The organism is Amycolatopsis saalfeldensis (assembly GCF_900110575.1).
In the GTDB taxonomy this organism is placed as follows: Bacteria; Actinomycetota; Actinomycetes; order Mycobacteriales; family Pseudonocardiaceae; genus Amycolatopsis; species Amycolatopsis saalfeldensis.
Map to the genome: position 1 here is coordinate 86164 of NZ_FOEF01000011.1, position 15293 is coordinate 101456.

The window sequence follows — 15293 nt, forward strand, 5'->3', positions numbered from 1 at the left end:
CCGATGACCTCGACGAAACCTGCGGTCGCCCTATACACCCTGGTGACCTGTGCCGCTTTGCTCACCGCTTGCGGCCCGAAGCAGCCCACACCGACCTTGGACCAGCCGCCCACCCCAGTAAAGCCAGGTGTCGCCATACCGTTCACTCCAGTCAAGCAGCCGCTGAACCTCACGCCGTTCGAGAAGGCGCCCTGCGAGATTCTCACCAAAGAACAAGTCGCCGCCGTAGTGGCAGATCCGCCCAGTGACGTCCAGCCGTCCGCGAGTAACGACTCCGCATTGTTCCGCTGCATCTGGACCTCGCCACGTGGACCGCTCGTCACCATCCTGGAACCTCTGGTGAAGCCACAGAACCTCAACGAGCTCGCCGCCTCTCGATCGTCTGCGGCGCATAGCCTCGATCCCTGGTCTGAAGTTTCCCTCGACGGCTACCCAGCCGTCATCTACCACGAACTCAGCGGGACCAATGACTGTGACGTCGCAGTCGGGATAAGCGACACCAGGATGCTGCACTTCAGCTACCGAGGACAGATCTCACCGTCACAGTATTGGGCCAAAGACCATTGCGGCGGCGTACTCAAAACCGCCGAATTCGTCCTCGACAACCTCCGCCACACCTGAGCACAATGACCTCCACGAAGCTCTTAGCCGCCCTGTGCACAGCCATCCTCGCTACCGCGGCCCTCACCGCGTGCGACCCCAAAGAGCCCGCACCAGTCCTCGACCAGCCACCCACTCCGGTACAGCCCGGACCCATCCTCCCCTTCACCCCGGTAAAGCAGCCACTGGATCTCACACCGTTCGAGAGCGCTCCCTGTCAGATTCTCACCAAGGACCAGGTCGCCGCCGTGGTGGACGACCCACCAGACGGCGTCCGTCCGACTGCGAGTAAAGACCCCGCAACGTTTCGCTGTACCTGGGTCACGACGCACGGACTGCTCGTCACCATTTCGGAACCACAAGTGAAACCGGTGAACCTCACCGAACTCGCCGCAACTCGGGCGAGCCGGGCGCGTGGTCTCGAACCCTGGTCCGAGATCTCCCTCGACGGCTACCCGGCCGCCATCTTCCACGAAACGCCCGGACCAGATGACTGCGACGTCGCCGTCGGAGTGAACGACACCAAAATGCTGCACTTCAGCTACGGCGGAGAAGGCTCTCCCTCACGTTATTGGGACAAAAACCGCTGCGGCGGCGTACTCAAAACCGCCGAATTCGTCCTCGACAATCTCCGCCACACCTGAGCCCGATGACCTCGACCAAGTACGCAGCCCTCCTGTGCGCGGCGATCATCACCACGGCAGCGCTCACCGCCTGCGGGCCGAAACAGCCCACACCGACGCTGACCCAACCACCCACCCCAGTACAACCCGGCGCCGCCATCCCGTTCACCCCGGTAAAGCAGCCACTGGATCTCACATCGTTCGAAAAGGCCCCCTGCCAAATTCTCACCAAGGAACAAGTCGCCGCCGTGGTGGCCGATCCACCCAGTGATGTCCGGCCAACTCTGGGGGACAACAGTGCTGCGGTAGGTTGCAATTGGATCTCACGAAGTGGACCGCTCGTCATAATTTCAGAACCGCTGGCGGGACCGGTCAACCTCGCCGAACTCGCAGCTTCTCGGCCGACATCCACACACAATCTGGAGCCCTGGTCCGAAGTTTCCCTCGACGGCTATCCCACCGTTGTCTATCACCAAGGGAGCGGGCCAGACGACTGTGACGTCGCGGTCGGGGTGAGTGACACCAAGATGCTGCACGTCAGCTACGGCGGAGACGGTACCCCCTCACGTTATTGGGACAAAAACCGCTGCGGCGGAGTACTCAAAACCGCCGACTTCGTCCTCAACAACCTCCGCCACCACTGAACCCCTCAAGCCCGATGCCGCAAAGACGCTCCCGCCGGCACCTCGAGCACCCGTCCCACGATCCACGCCAGACTGTCCGCCGTTCGGGCCGGGGTGTCGGAAGGCTGCATGACGTGGCTCAGGACGGTGCGGACGATCAGGTCGATCACCGCCGCGAGCTGGTCGGGGTCCAGCGGCGGACGGTAGGACTCGACGCGCCGGATAAGCATCGTCCGGGCCTCGGTGAGCAGGGAGCCCGCCTGGGTGGTCAGCAGGGGCAGCAGTTCGGTGTCGGCGCCGTGCGTGGCTGAGGCGATGGCGCGGAGCAGGGTGTTGTCGTCGGCCAGTTCGAGGACCGCGCGGACCGCGTCGTAAACCGCCTCGACCAGGTCGTCCGGGCGGCGGTCGAAGGCGGCGCGGACGACGGAGAGGAAGCGGTCCAGCTCGTGCGCGACCATCGCCTCCGCCAGCGCCGGCTTGGAGCCGATCTCGTTGTACACGGTCTGACGGCTGACGCCCACGATCTCGGCCAGCCGGACCATCGTGACCGCCGACCAGCCCGACCGCGCGGTCAGCTCGATCGCCGCGACGACGATCGGCTGCCGATACTGGCCGCCCCCGGGCGGCGCGGCCGGAGGTGACCCGCTCATGATCGTCATTCTAAGCCGCCCCGGGAGCCGTCAGTCCCGCAGCTTCAAGGCCAGCACCGGACAGGAGACGACGGCCGCCTCGAGGTCCTGTCGATGCTCCTCGCCCGGCTGCTCCTCGAGCACCAGCACGGTGCCTTCCTCGTCCACCTCGAAGAAGTCCGGCGCCATGGCCTCGCACATGCCCAGCCCGGCGCACTTGTCGCGGTCCGCTTCGATCCGCATCACGCACCCACCCGTCCCGGCGCGACGAAGTCGACCTTCTCGCGCACGCCGCAGTCCGGGCAGCACCAGCCGTCCGGGATCGCCGACCACGGCGTGCCCGCCGGGAAGCCCTCGCGCGGGTCGCCGAGCTTCTCGTCGTACACGTAGCCACAGCCCGGGCACATGCCGCCCTCGGACGCGTCGCCGTGGGTGTCCGAAACGGTCACGGACGGGGCCGAACCGGAAATTCCGTACCGGGCAAGGATCTTGGCCCGCTTGCTCGGCTGGAGGTTGGCCCGGCTGAGGTCGCCGTCGAAGTGCGCGAGCACGCGCGGGTCCATCACCCGGCGCCACACCGGAGGCACCAGCGCGAGCACGATCATCCCGGCGTACCCCGTCGGCAGCACCGGGGATTCGGCGAAATCACGCAACGTCTGGTAGCGCCGGGTCGGGTTGGCGTGGTGATCGCTGTGCCGCTGCAGGTGGTACAGGAGGACGTTGGTGGCGATGTTGTTGGAGTTCCAGCTGTGGCTGGGGTCCACGCGTTCGTACCGCCGCCGCCCCGGCGCGCCCACCCGCTGCCGCCGCATGCCGTAGTGCTCCATGTAGTTGACGACCTCCAGCAGCGAGAAGCCGATCACGGCCTGGATCACCAGGTACGGCAGCACGCCGACGCCCAGCCACACGATCATCGCCGCCCACAGCACCGCCGACATCAGCCAGGCGTTGAGCACGTCGTTGCCGATGCGGTACGGGTGCCGGTCGCGCCGCGCGTAACGCTTGCGCTCCAGCCGCCACGCGGACTTCAGCGAGCCGAACACCGTCCGCGGCCAGAACCGGTAGAAGCTCTCGCCGACGCGGCTGCTCGCCGGGTCCTCCGGCGTCGCCACGCGCACGTGGTGGCCGCGGTTGTGCTCGATGTAGAAGTGACCGTAGAAGCTCTGCGCCAGCGCGATCTTCGACAGCCAGCGCTCGTGGCTCTCCTTCTTGTGCCCCAGCTCGTGCGCGGTGTTGATGCCGATCCCGCCGATGCAGCCGATCGAGACGGCCAGGCCGATCTTGTCCACAATGGACAGGTCGCCGCGGGCGATCAGCCAGAACGCCACCACGAAACCGAGGTACTGGACGGGCAGGAAGATGAACGTGATCCACCGGTAGTAGCGGTCGTTCTCCAGTCGTTCGATCACGTCGTCCGGCGGGTTGCCGCGGTCCAGCCCTGCGAGCAGGTCGATCAGCGGCACGACCACGAGGATCACGATCGGCCCGATCCAGAACCACACGCCCCACCCGGTCGCCGCGTGCAGCCCGATCGCGAGGAAGGCCAGCGAGGGCACGACAAGCCCGATCAGCCACAGGTATCGCTTGCGGTCGCGCCACTGCTCGGTCGAACCGGCCGGCACGGTCCCGATCGTCTCGCTCATCAGATCCCTCCTCCGTTGGCTGGATTTACACAAATGTAGCTGATGTACATCGCGCTTTACAAGTACTCGATTCATGTACATCCAGCCGTCGTCTGCCGGATGGCGGGTGATCCCCGCCATCCGGCAGGCCGATCGCGCCTAGCCTGGCGGTCCGATCTCGTTGCCGAGACGAAAAGGACGGTCGACGATGAAGTTCGAAGTCACCTCGGACGTGCGGGTGCCGATGCGGGACGGGACCACGCTGTCGACCAGCATCTGGCGGCCGGACACCGACGAGCCGGTGCCGGCCCTGCTCATGCGCACGCCCTACGGCAAGGAGATGCTCGGGGCGCTGGGGGCCAGCTCGCCGAATTTCTTCAAGCTGCTGCGCCACGGATACGCCGTGGTGTTCCAGGACTGCCGAGGGACTTTCGACTCCGCCGGGGTGTTCGAGCCGCACGCGGCCGACCGCGACGATGGGGCCGACACCGTTTCCTGGCTGGCCGAACAGCACTGGTGCAGCGGCAGCGTGGGCATGTGGGGACCTTCGTATCTCGGCATGGTGCAGTGGCGGGCCGCCGCCTCCGCGACGCCGGCGCTCAAGGCGATCGCCCCGGGTGTCGGATCGGCCGACCTCTACCGGGCGCCTTGGCACTCCCCCGGCGGCGCCCTGTCCCTGGACTGCTCACTCGGCTGGGCGACGATGATGTCGCTGAACGAGGCGCTTCGAGCCCGTGACCAGGGTGCCGACGTCGCGGAAGACCTCCCGGAGCTGATGGCGCGGCTCGCCGACCGCAGGCTGCTGAACGAGGTCACCCCGGTCGCCGACCAGCCGCTGATCGCCAAGTACCTGCCCTGGATGGTCGACGTCGCGATCGGGCACCCGGACCGGGACGAGTACTGGCAGGAGCTGGCCGCGGTCGACCAGGCGCCGTCGATCACCACGCCGGCCTTGCACATCGGCGGCTGGTACGACCTGTTCATCGGCGAGACCCTGCACGCGTACAACGAGATGAAGGCACGGGCGGGCTCGGCCGAGGCCCGGCAGGGCCAGCGGCTGATCATCGGCCCGTGGAGCCACAACCCCACCGGATTCCTCGGGTACTACCCCGACCGCTCGTTCGGGGCGGCGGCGAGTATGGACGCCGCGATGCTCACCGAACCCCAGATCGCGTTCTTCGACCGCTGGCTGAAGGGGCAGGAAGACGCGCTGGACGGCCGGGCGCCGGTCCGGCTGTTCGTGATGGGCATCGACCGGTGGCGCGACGAGCCGGATTGGCCGTTGCCCGGCACCCGGTACAAGCCCTACTACCTGGACGGCGACGGCCCGGCGAACACCGCGGCCGGCTCGGGGCGGCTCTCGGCCGGCGAGCCGACCGGCGAGTTCACCGACACCTACCTCTACGACCCGCGCCGCCCGGTGCCCTCGCTCGGCGGCACGATGATGAACATGGGCGGGTACGACGGCGCCGCGGATCAGCGCCCCGTGCACGGCCGCGACGACGTGCTGGTCTTCGTGACGGACGTGCTGGACGAGCCGGTCGAGGTGACCGGTCCGGTCTCGGCGACGCTGTTCGTCAGCTCGTCCGTTGTGGACACGGACTTCACCGCGAAGCTGGTGGACGTCCACCCCGACGGCCGGGCGATCATCCTGTGCGCCGGCATCCAGCGGATGCGCTACCGGAACTCACTGTCCACTCCGGAGCCGATGACCCCCGGCGAGGTGTACGAGATCGAGATCGACCTGATCGCCACGGCCGACGTTTTCCTGCCAGGGCACCGGATCATGGTGGAGATCTCCAGTAGCAACTTCCCCCGTTACGACCGCAACTCCAACACCGGCGGCGTCATCGCCCGCGAGCACCTGGCCGACATGGCGACCGCGGTCAACCACCTCCACCGCGGCGCCGAATACCCCAGCCGCGTCGTGCTGCCCGTCGTCCGCCGCTAATCGGCGGCGGCCGGGTGCAGCAGCAGTCGCCGAAGGGCGAGCGCCAGCTGCGCCCGCAGCCGCCCCGGGGGATCGCCCACCGTGAAGCCGAGGTCGTGCTCGATGGCGGTGATCCGGTCCTTGAGCGTCGAGTGGTGGAGGTACAGGGCGGCGGCCGCGAGGCGGAGGCTGGCGTGCGAGGTGAACTCGACCAGCGTTCGCAGCACCCAGGGACCGGAACGGGCCGCCTTCTCGAGCGCTCGGACGTCGGCCGGCGGGCCGGCCGGGTCGAGGGCGTCGGCGAGCAGCATCAGCGAACCCAGCTCGTCGGCGAACACGACGGACGGGCCCGGGTCGTCGTCGGTTCCGGCAGCGGCGAAGCGCAGCGCGGTGCGCGCCTGCGACCAGGATTTCGGCAGGTCCAGCACGGGCACGGCGGGGCCGACGCCGATCCGACCCGCCCCGTCCCAGCGATCCGCGAGGGTCCGGCCGACCACGATCTGCCTGGCGCCGTCCGCCGTGGCCACGGCCCGCACGTCGGCCTGCTCGGGCAGGTGCAGCAATCGCGCGGCGAACAGCCGGTCGGCTTCGTCGGCGCCGCCGTCGAGCAGGACCTCGACCGCGGCCGGGTCGTTCGCCGGCGAGCCGGGGCCGGTCCGGGTGGAGCTTCGAGTCCGGTGCAGCACCTCGCGGGCGGCGAAGGCGGCGCGGTCCAGGACCATCGCGTCGACCAGGGTGTGCCCGCCGAGGCGTTCCAGCCAGAAGGCCGGTCGACCGCCTGGTTCGAGCGGGCCGTGGGGCCACCGCGGATCGGCGGGACCGGTGTTGCGCCGGACCTGTCCCCCGACGTCGGCGCGCAGGTCGATGGCGAACCGGGCGTCGACGAGCCGCGCGGGCGAGCCGGTCAGCACGGCGACCGCGGCGAGGATGGGCTCGAGGCCGGCGCGGCCCTCGAGGAGCTCGTCGAATCGCCTGATGACCCGGACGGCGGCGCCCGCCTCGGGATCGAGGGCGTCCAGTCTGGCCACTACCTGGTGCATGACGACATCCTTCCAACGCGTCGCGCGCAGTGCCACCCACCGGACAACGCCGGTCAGACTTGGGATTCCCCGCCGTCGACGAACAATTCGGTGCCGGTGATGAACTTCGCCTGCGGCGAGGCCAGGAAAAGCACCGCGTCGGCGATCTCGGCGGGCTGCCCGAGCCGGCCGAGCGGGACGCGGCGGGCTTCCGCGTCCAGCAACGCCCGGGCCTCGACCGGATCGGCCGCCAGACCGGCGAGTCCGGGGGTCTCGGTCGGCCCTGGCGTGATCGTGTTGACCCGGACACCGCGCTCGGCGAGCTCGATCGCCCAGACCCGGCTGAACTGGCGGAGCGCCGCCTTGCTCGCCGAGTAGACGCCGAACGCCGCGGTCGCCCTCGAGGCCGAGGTCGATCCCGTGATCACCACCGACGCGTCGGGATTGAGCAGGGGCAACGCTTTCTGCACCGTGAAGACGGTTCCGCGGACGTTGGTCCCGAAGGTGTGGTCGAAGTCCCCGGGTTTGAGCTCCGCCAGCTTCGCGAACGTGCCGCCGCCGGCATTCGCCACCACGATGTCGAGACCGGCGCCGCGTTCGCCGATCGCGGCGTAGACCCGGTCGAGGTCGTCGAGGTCCGAGACGTCGCCGCGGATGCCGGTGACCTTGTCGCCGAGTTCGTCGACGAGCGCCTCGAGCTGAGGTCGTTGACGCCCGGTCACGAAGACATGCGCGCCCTCGCCCGCCAGCCGGGTGGCGATCGCGCGCCCGATCCCGGACGTTCCGCCGGTGACGAGGGCGGTCTTGGAGTCCAGCTGTGCCATTTCGGCTCCTAGGTTTTTGACTACATGGTCCACAATACGGTTATGGACGAGAAAGTCAAAAACGATGTAGGGTCCTTGCCATGGCCAGACCGAGGAAGTTCGCCGAGGACGCGGTCGTCGCCTCGGCCGGCGAAACCTTCGCGCGCAACGGCTACGGCGGGACCACGATCGACGACTTGACGAAGGCGACCGGGCTCGGCAAGCAGAGCCTGTACAACGCTTTCGGCGGCAAGCGCGGACTGTTCATGAAGGCGCTGCTGGCGAGCACCGCCGACGCCATCGAGGCAGTCGACGAAGCGTTGTCCGGCCCCGATTCCACGCCGCTGGAGCGGATCAAGGCGCAGATGCTGAAGGTCGCCATCGTGCTGGGCGACGACGACCGGCAGGGCTCGCTGTTCACCAAGGCCACCGTCGAGCTGGGGCACCGGGACACCGACGTCGCCGCGTCCGCGCTCGACGGATTCACCCGGCTCGAAGGGATTTACCGCCACTGCATCATCGACGCCCAGCGCAGCGGCGAGATCGCCTCCGACGCCGACCCGCGCGCGCTCGCGGCGTACTTCGTCGCCGTCACCCGCGGGATGGAGGTGGTCGCCACCGCGGGCGTCGGCCGCGCCGAGCTGACCGCGATCGCCACGACCTCGCTGGCGGCGCTCCCCCTTGCCGATCGCACCGGATCGACGTGATCAGAAGCGACGTACTCGGCGGCAAAGGTGCCGGGCCACCCGAGCCGGTCGGCGACCCGCCAGGCGGCGGCCTGAAGAACGCGGTCTCCGAGCGGCCGAATCCGCCGCCTGCGCAGGTAGCCGAGCCGCCGCTCGACATCCGGGTCAGTTCACCGCGGTGTACTGGTCACGGGAACCCCGATCAGGCCGGGCCCGCCGCCGCGGCGAGCAGGCGGGCGAGTTCGGCCGGTTTGGTGTGCATGGGCCAGTGGCCGGAGTCGATGTCGATGAAGTCGAGGTGCTCGGCCTTGGCGAGCTCGGGGATGTCGCCGGCGTCGACCCAGGTTTTGGCCTCGGCCGCGGTGAACTCGGGGCAGACGAGGGCGACCGGGACCTCGAAGCGCCGCTCGTCGGTCAGCCGCACGATGCCGGTGGACACGCCCTGGGGAACGGGGATCGCGGCGGCGGTGAAGGCGCGCTTGGCTTCCTCGTCCAGGTCGGCCGAGTCCGGTCCTTCGAACGGGTCCCAGCCGGGGAACGGCATGAAGCCGTCCCGCGCCTCGAAGAAATCGGCGTAAGGCTTCCCGTCGGAAGCCGGGAAGCCGCCGACGAGGACCACCTTGGCCACCTTGTCCGGACGCGCGTCCGCAGCCAGCCAGGCCAGGGTGCAGGCAGCCGAGTGCCCGACCACCACGGGCTTGCCGGAGGCGGCGTCCACGGCGGCGAGCACGGCCGCCACCTGGTCGTCGAATGTGGCGGAGGCCGATCCGTCACCCTGGCCGGGCAGGGTCAGCGGCACGGGGCGGTGGCCGAGCGACCGGAGCGAGGACGCGACGTCGGCCCAGGCGGATCCGTCGAGCCACAGGCCGGCGATGAGCAGGACGTCCATGATCAATTCTCCCTTTTTTCCGCGCGGCCAGATCACCGCGGTGCGTCATCACGTCACGCTAGAGGCAATTCCGGACAATCGGCTTCCGGTTCAACGGGCGATCGCCTAGCCTGCCCGGGTGCCGAGTGATCTCAGCCCCACCGCCCGGGCACTGCGCGCCCTGGAGATCCTCCAGGCGCGCCCCGGCGCGACGGCCGACCAGCTCGCCGAGAGACTGGGTGTCACGGAGCGTGCCGCCCGCCGCTACATCGGGATCCTCCGCGAGGCCGGCATCCAGGTCGAGTCGAACCGGGGCCCGCACGGCGGGTACCGGCTCCGGCGCGGGACGAGGCTGCCGCCGATCGTGTTCACCCAGGCCGAGGCGCTGGGCCTGGTCATGGCGGTGCTCGACGGCCAGCCGGCCGCCACCGAAGCCGACGACCCGGTCGGCGCGGCCCTCGGCAAGGTCGTCCAGGCGCTGCCCGAGAACGTCGGCCGGCAGGCGGCCGCCCTGCGCGAGCACGCCAAGGCCACGCCCGACCGGCACTCGGCCCGCCCGGATCCCGCCACCACCAGCGCACTCGTCGCCGCCGTCGCGGCCAGGCATCGGGTGCTGATCGAGTACCGGAGCGAGGCCGGCAACGCGTGGACGGCCGAAGTGGACCCGTGGGCGGTCGTGGTCCGCCACGGGCGCTGGTACCTGCTGTGTCATTCCCATCGGGCGGACGCGATCCGCACCTACCGGGTCGACCGGATCCACTCGGTCGGGCAAACCGCGCATGAGTTCGAGCCGCCCGGCGACCTCGACCCGGTCGCGGCGCTGGAGGAGAACCTGGGCACGGGCTGGGAGTTCCCCACCCGCGTCGTGTTCGATGCCCCGCCGGCCGAGGTGGCGCCGTGGATCCGGCCTCCCATGGGACGGCTTCAGCCATCGGGGGACGGGTGCGTGCTCGTCGGCAGCACCGGCAATCCGGCGATGTACGCGCAGGAGTGGCTGGCAGCCGTGCCGTTCGACTTCCGCGTCGAAGGCGGAGACGAGCTGCGGGCCGCGGTCGCGGCGGTCGCGACGCGCTTTGCCGCGGCCTTGGCGCCGCGGGACGGGTAGTTGCGAGCAGGCCGGCCACGTCACGCGCGAAGCAGGCGAACCGGTCAGACCGCCCGGAGGTCAGCCAGCGGTTCCTGCAGTTCGGTGACCCAGTGGGCGGGGTCCGCCGGACAGTCCAGGTAGAGCTCACGGGCCGGTCCGGTCGAGTGGCGGCCGTGGGCGTCGGCCCAGTGCGCCAGCGCTTGCCAGGCGGGCAGCACGGCGTCCATCGGGCCGCGGTGGACGAGGGTGGCGTGGTCGCCGGCGGGCAGGTCGATGATCGACAGGCCGTTGCGCGCGGGGCCGTGTTCGGTGGCGACGGGGACCGCGGCGTGCACGGTCACCGCGCCACCGCCGTCTTCGACGTAGTAGCAGGTGAGCCGGCCGACGGGGGTGACCTCGGCCGTGGCCAGCCGGCGGCCGAGTTCGGCGCAGAGCGGGTGGACCACCGGGCCGATGTCGTCCGGGTGGAAGCTGCCCGCGCTCGTCGACAGCTCCGCCAGCCGGACCGCGGGCAGGTGCTTGACCACCACTTCGTGGTCGGGCAGCCGGCCGTCGAGTTCGATCGCCTGGAGCCTGGCCTCGACCTGGGCCAGCCGCTGCGCGGTCGCGGCGACGGCGGCTTCGAGGTCGGCGCGGCGCAGGGCGAGCAGGTCCCGCACCTGCTCGACACCGACCTGCTCGGCGAGCATGGCCCGCACCTGCTCGAGGGTGAAGCCGAGATCCTTGAGCGCGACGATCCGGTTGAGCTCGGTCAGCTGCGCGGCCTGGTAGGAGCGGTAACCGGTGGCCGGGTCGACGTGGGCGGGCCTCAGCAGTCCGATGGCGTCGTAGTGACGCAGCATGCGCACCGACACCCGGCCATGCCGGGCGAACTCACCGATGGCGAACATGGCTCATCCTGACACGGGCGGCGCGGTGAACCCGCCGACGACCTCGGCGGCCAGCTCGGCGAAGGTGATCACGGTGTCGTCCTCGTGCCGGGGGCCGACGATCTGCACGCCGACCGGCAGCCCGCCCGGGGTGCGCCCGGCCGGGGCGCTGAGCGCCGGCAGACCGGCCAGGGAAGCGGGCGCGATCCAGAACCCCAGCTCGTGGTACGGCCGCTCGTCGTCCGGACCGAGGTGGGGCAACGCCGCGGTGCAGGTGGCCGGGCAGAGCAGCACGTCGACCTCCGAGAAGTACCGGTCCCAGGCCGTGCGGGCCGCCATCCGGAGCCGGTGCTGCTCGACCATCGCCGCCGCGGTGGCGAAGTCCGGGTCACCACCGTGGAAGGCGAGGAACTGCCGCACCTGGAACCCGAACGAGTCCGCCTGCCGGACCGGATCGACGCCGTCCGGCCAGCCCGTCACGATCTTCGCCCCCGCCGCGTCCAAGGCGTCCACGGCGTTCGACAACGCGGCACCGACCTCGGCGGTGACAGCGGCGGCCGGGTGGTCCAGCACCACGCCGACCCGGAAGTCCGCCAGCCGCGTCCGCCGTGACGGCGCCAGCTGCCAGCGGTACGCCTTGGCGTCCTGGCCATCGGGGCCGGCGGTGACGCTCAGCGCGGTGCGCAGGTCGGCGGCCGAGCGGGCCAACGGGCCGACCGCGGACAAGTAGGCCAGGTCGCTCGGACCGGCGGGCGGGCCGGGTGGCTGGAATCCGCCCAACGGGACCGTGCCCGCAGTGGGTTTGAGGCCGTACACCCCGCAGAAGGCGGCCGGGATCCGGATCGAGCCCGCCAGATCGGAGCCGTACTCCAGGAAGGTCAGCCCGGCGGCCAGCGCTGCGGCGCCGCCTCCGGTCGAGCCACCGGGCGAGCGCGTGCTGTCCCACGGGTTGACGGTCCGGCCGTACAACGGGTTGGCGCACTCCACGACGTCGGCGAGCATCTGCGCGACGTTGGTCGTGCCGAACAGCACGGCCCCCGCCGAGCGCAGCCGCGAAACGACCACCGCGTCGCGGTCGGCGACAAACCCGGAGAACTCGGGATCACCCCAGGTGGAGTGCATCCCCGACGCCTGGAAGCTCTCTTTGATGGTCATGGGCACGCCGTGCAACGGCCCCACGCGCTCGCACCGGGCCAGCGCCACGTCGGCATCGTCGGCGGCCCGGAGTGCGGCTTCGCGGTGGATCTCCACCACGGCGTTCAGCGCCGGGTTGACCGCGTCGACGCGGTCGAGCACCAGCCCCGCCAGCTCACGCGCGGACAGCCGGCCCGCGCGCAGCAGCGCCGCGATTTCGGTAGCGGATTCGAACAGTGTCTCGGTCATGGCTCCGGTCTACGGCCTGACACGGTGTCAGGGTCAACACACCCGTCGGGGCGGGCCGATTCGCTACAGCCAGCCCCGCTCGTCCGCCGTCCGCAGGGCCTCCATCCGGTTGCGGGTCCCCGTTTTCGCGATGGCCGCCGACAGGTAGTTGCGGACCGTGCCCTCCGACAGGTAGAGGTTCGCCGCGATCTCGGCGACCGAGACGCCGGAGCGGGCGGCGATGAGCACGTCGCGTTCACGGGCGGTCAGCGGGGATTCCCCGGCGGCCAGGGTGGCGACGGCCAGCGCCGGGTCGACCACGCGCTCGCCCTTCATCACCCGGCGGATGGCGTCGGCGAGCACCTCGGCCGGCGCGTCCTTCACGACGAAGCCCACGGCGCCCGCGTCCATCGCGCGGCGCAGGTAGCCCGCGCGGCCGAACGTGGTGAGCATGACCACGCGGCAGCCGGGCACCTGCGCGGCGAGCACCGCGGCGGCCGCGAGCCCGTCGAGGCCGGGCATCTCGATGTCCAGCAGGGCGACGTCGGGCCGTCCCGCGAGCGCGGCGTCGGCCACCAGGTCGCCGCGGCCGACGGAGCCGACGACCTCGAAGTCGTCCTCCAGCTCCAGCAACGCGCACAGGGCCTGGCGGACCAGCTCCTGGTCGTCGGCGAGCAGCAGTCGGATCGTCATGCGGGCGCTCCCATCACCACGGCCAGCCGCCAGCCCTTCGGGTCCAGCGGCCCGGCCTCCATTCGGCCGCCGGCCTCGGCGACGCGCTCGCGCAGCCCGGTCAGGCCGTTGCCCGCGGACGTCCGCGCGCCCACGCCGTCGTCGAGAACTTCCAGCGCTGAAGCGGAAAGGACGACTGTGCACCGGGTCGCGCGGGCGTGCCGGGCGACGTTGGTGAGCCCCTCGCGCACGACCCAGCCGAACAGCTCCTGGTGCGCGCCGTCGACGACGTCCGCGGCCGTGGGCAGGTCGGCGATGACCCCGGACGCGCGCAGCAGCTCCCGGCCCCGCGCCAGCTCGCCCGCGAGGGTGACGTCGCGATATCCCGAAACGGCGGCGCGCACGTCGGCGAGTGCCTGCCGGGAGAGCGTTTCGACCTCGGTGATCTCGTCCACCGACCGCTCGACCCCGTTGGCCGCGAGCCGCCGGGCGAGGTTGCTCTTGACCGTGATGGCGGTGAGCGAATGGCCGAGCAGGTCGTGCAGGTCCCGCGCGATCCGGGCCCGCTCGGCCTCCGACGCGAGCCGCACGACCTCGGCGCGCGCCTCCACCAGCGCGTGGTTGGCGCGGATCGCCTCCGCGAACGCGTAGACCATCAGCACCGTGAACACCAGCGCCACGGTCTGCGTCCAGCCCGGCCCGCTCTGCCACGGCCGGACCGCCCACGGCACCAGCAGCGCGGCGAGCGCCGACCCGGCCACGAGCGGAATGGCGAAGCGAGGCAGCCGCGGCGCGGCGAGCGAGACGATCACCGTCGCCAGGAAGAACGCGTTGGCGCGCGCGAACGGCAGCGCGGCAAGGAAAAGCAGGGTGAGGACCCCGACCAGCGCCCAGAACCAGCGTGACCGCGACCGCGCCGCCAGCCAGGCGGACAGCGCGTAGACGGCGCAGAACGCCACCACGATCACCCAGCCGGCGAACAGGCCCGCGCCGCTGGCGTACTGCGCCATCCCGGCCCCGGCCACCAGTGGGTAGACGAGCAGCCCGGCGTCCAGGAGAAAACGCCGCCAGCCCAGCAGCCACCGGTCCGCCCCCACGCTGCTCTGGTCCATTTCTCGCACGCTACCGCCTCGCGCCCGCTCAGTTCCGGGCGAAAAGCGACCGCAGGTGCCGACCGTTGACGATCAGGACGACCCCCAGCAGCGCGAGGCCGCAGACGCCCTGCTCGATCCGCAGCCACACCGGAAACGCCCCCGGCAACGCGACGATCACCACGATCGCGACCAGCATCACCCCGGAAACGATCCGCAACCGCAGAAACGCCCGCTGAGACCCACGCGACGCGCGGACGGTGAGCGAAAGCGTCAGCAACGCGCTGGCCACCACGATGGTCGCCCGCACCCAGACGGAGTCGGTGACCATTGTCTTGTTGTCCCGCAAGAGGAAGATCGCCACGAGCGTGAGCACGCTGAGGCCGAGGTACCCACTGACGAGCCCCCGCACGGTACGGAAGGCCGACCGGCTGCGCGGGTGCTGCAGTTCCTGAGCGGGGATCGTGGTCATGACTGTCCTTTCCGGACGTGGAGGGTTCTGGTCACCTCTTCATGCTGGTTGGTGGGGGCGGCGCGGTGTAGTGAGGCTGCGCATGGGTCGGGCGTGACATTTGTCAGTGGTCCGAGCGGCGGGTATCACCCGTTCGGGAGGATCGTTACTGGCCGCGTGACCGTCGCGCAAGTCCTGCTGTGCTAGGGCGGCGAAGGGCGCTGGATCCGGCATATCCACGCCAGAGCCGGCTGACGAGCGATGTTCCCGCCCTGCCGAGCCAGTCTTCCCCGGCCGGTCCGGCTTGGCACTACTCGATCGAGGCCAGTAATCAGGCGGAGTTTCACCGATATCAGGC

Annotated in this window: 17 protein-coding genes; 6 read left to right on the plus strand and 11 right to left on the minus strand. The window is 70.4% G+C overall.

Going from position 1 to position 15293, the window contains the following annotated elements; genetic code table 11:
• The first annotated feature begins 3 nt into the window (after positions 1 to 3).
• From BMY97_RS24150 to BMY97_RS24160, 3 genes are read left to right on the plus strand one after another with little or no spacing between them, the layout of a single operon-like run.
• The gene (locus BMY97_RS24150) at positions 4 to 621 is read left to right on the plus strand and encodes a DUF3558 domain-containing protein (RefSeq protein ID WP_177231525.1); all 618 of its coding nucleotides are present in this window, start codon (positions 4 to 6) and stop codon (positions 619 to 621) included.
• 5 nt (positions 622 to 626) lie between these two features.
• On the plus strand, positions 627 to 1244 hold the full coding sequence (locus BMY97_RS24155) for a DUF3558 domain-containing protein (protein ID WP_091620062.1): 618 nt from the start codon (positions 627 to 629) through the stop codon (positions 1242 to 1244).
• Positions 1245 to 1249: 5 nt separating this feature from the next.
• On the plus strand, positions 1250 to 1867 hold the full coding sequence (locus BMY97_RS24160; protein WP_091620065.1) for a DUF3558 domain-containing protein: 618 nt from the start codon (positions 1250 to 1252) through the stop codon (positions 1865 to 1867).
• A gap of 5 nt (positions 1868 to 1872) precedes the next feature.
• On the opposite strand, the gene BMY97_RS24165 is transcribed toward BMY97_RS24160, so the two are convergent.
• Genes BMY97_RS24165 through BMY97_RS24175 form a run of 3 tightly spaced genes read right to left on the minus strand, consistent with a single transcriptional unit; the run spans position 1873 to position 4118 of the window.
• Positions 1873 to 2505 (minus strand): TetR/AcrR family transcriptional regulator, encoded by a 633-nt coding sequence (locus BMY97_RS24165; RefSeq protein ID WP_091620068.1) that lies wholly within the window; start codon positions 2503 to 2505, stop codon positions 1873 to 1875.
• Positions 2506 to 2526: 21 nt separating this feature from the next.
• Positions 2527 to 2718, minus strand: a complete 192-nt coding sequence (locus BMY97_RS24170) for a ferredoxin (RefSeq protein ID WP_091620071.1) — start codon at positions 2716 to 2718, stop codon at positions 2527 to 2529.
• On the minus strand, positions 2718 to 4118 hold the full coding sequence (locus tag BMY97_RS24175) for a fatty acid desaturase (RefSeq protein WP_091620074.1): 1401 nt from the start codon (positions 4116 to 4118) through the stop codon (positions 2718 to 2720). Before BMY97_RS24175 ends, BMY97_RS24170 begins: the two co-directional genes overlap by 1 nt.
• A 187-nt stretch (positions 4119 to 4305) precedes the next feature.
• On the opposite strand from BMY97_RS24175, the gene BMY97_RS24180 reads away from it, so the two are divergent.
• Complete coding sequence (locus BMY97_RS24180) at positions 4306 to 6048, plus strand: CocE/NonD family hydrolase (RefSeq protein WP_091620077.1); 1743 nt, start codon at positions 4306 to 4308, stop codon at positions 6046 to 6048.
• Here the strand turns inward: BMY97_RS24180 and BMY97_RS24185 are convergent.
• Positions 6045 to 7067 (minus strand): helix-turn-helix domain-containing protein, encoded by a 1023-nt coding sequence (locus BMY97_RS24185; protein WP_091620080.1) that lies wholly within the window; start codon positions 7065 to 7067, stop codon positions 6045 to 6047. The two genes, BMY97_RS24180 and BMY97_RS24185, sit on opposite strands and share 4 nt — an antisense overlap.
• 53 nt (positions 7068 to 7120) lie before the next feature.
• Positions 7121 to 7870, minus strand: coding sequence for an SDR family NAD(P)-dependent oxidoreductase (locus tag BMY97_RS24190; protein WP_091620083.1), 750 nt, complete (start codon positions 7868 to 7870; stop codon positions 7121 to 7123).
• Between the two features lie 80 nt (positions 7871 to 7950).
• Here BMY97_RS24190 and BMY97_RS24195 point away from each other — a divergent pair, with 80 nt between their 5' ends.
• Entirely contained in the window at positions 7951 to 8556 is a 606-nt protein-coding gene (locus BMY97_RS24195; RefSeq protein WP_091620085.1) for a TetR/AcrR family transcriptional regulator, read from the plus strand.
• Positions 8557 to 8737: 181 nt separating this feature from the next.
• Here BMY97_RS24195 and BMY97_RS24200 read toward each other — a convergent pair whose 3' ends face one another.
• Positions 8738 to 9424 carry an alpha/beta fold hydrolase gene (locus BMY97_RS24200; protein WP_091620087.1) on the minus strand — a complete coding sequence of 229 codons (687 nt, stop codon included), beginning with the start codon at positions 9422 to 9424 and terminating at the stop codon, positions 8738 to 8740.
• Between the two features lie 118 nt (positions 9425 to 9542).
• Between BMY97_RS24200 and BMY97_RS24205 the strand changes: the two genes are divergently transcribed.
• On the plus strand, positions 9543 to 10508 hold the full coding sequence (locus BMY97_RS24205) for a helix-turn-helix transcriptional regulator (RefSeq protein ID WP_091620088.1): 966 nt from the start codon (positions 9543 to 9545) through the stop codon (positions 10506 to 10508).
• A 44-nt stretch (positions 10509 to 10552) separates the two neighbouring features.
• Here the strand turns inward: BMY97_RS24205 and BMY97_RS24210 are convergent, their stop codons facing one another.
• From BMY97_RS24210 to BMY97_RS24230, 5 genes are all read right to left on the minus strand, one after another.
• On the minus strand, positions 10553 to 11380 hold the full coding sequence (locus BMY97_RS24210; RefSeq protein WP_091620090.1) for a MerR family transcriptional regulator: 828 nt from the start codon (positions 11378 to 11380) through the stop codon (positions 10553 to 10555).
• A gap of 3 nt (positions 11381 to 11383) precedes the next feature.
• Positions 11384 to 12742: an amidase family protein gene (locus BMY97_RS24215; protein ID WP_091620093.1), complete on the minus strand. Its 1359-nt coding sequence runs from the start codon at positions 12740 to 12742 to the stop codon at positions 11384 to 11386.
• Between the two features lie 63 nt (positions 12743 to 12805).
• Positions 12806 to 13414 (minus strand): response regulator transcription factor, encoded by a 609-nt coding sequence (locus tag BMY97_RS24220; RefSeq protein ID WP_091620096.1) that lies wholly within the window; start codon positions 13412 to 13414, stop codon positions 12806 to 12808.
• Positions 13411 to 14505: a sensor histidine kinase gene (locus tag BMY97_RS24225; protein ID WP_091620099.1), complete on the minus strand. Its 1095-nt coding sequence runs from the start codon at positions 14503 to 14505 to the stop codon at positions 13411 to 13413. Before BMY97_RS24225 ends, BMY97_RS24220 begins: the two co-directional genes overlap by 4 nt.
• Positions 14506 to 14533: 28 nt before the next feature.
• Positions 14534 to 14956 (minus strand): hypothetical protein, encoded by a 423-nt coding sequence (locus BMY97_RS24230; RefSeq protein ID WP_091620102.1) that lies wholly within the window; start codon positions 14954 to 14956, stop codon positions 14534 to 14536.
• Between the last annotated feature and the right edge of the window lie 337 nt (positions 14957 to 15293).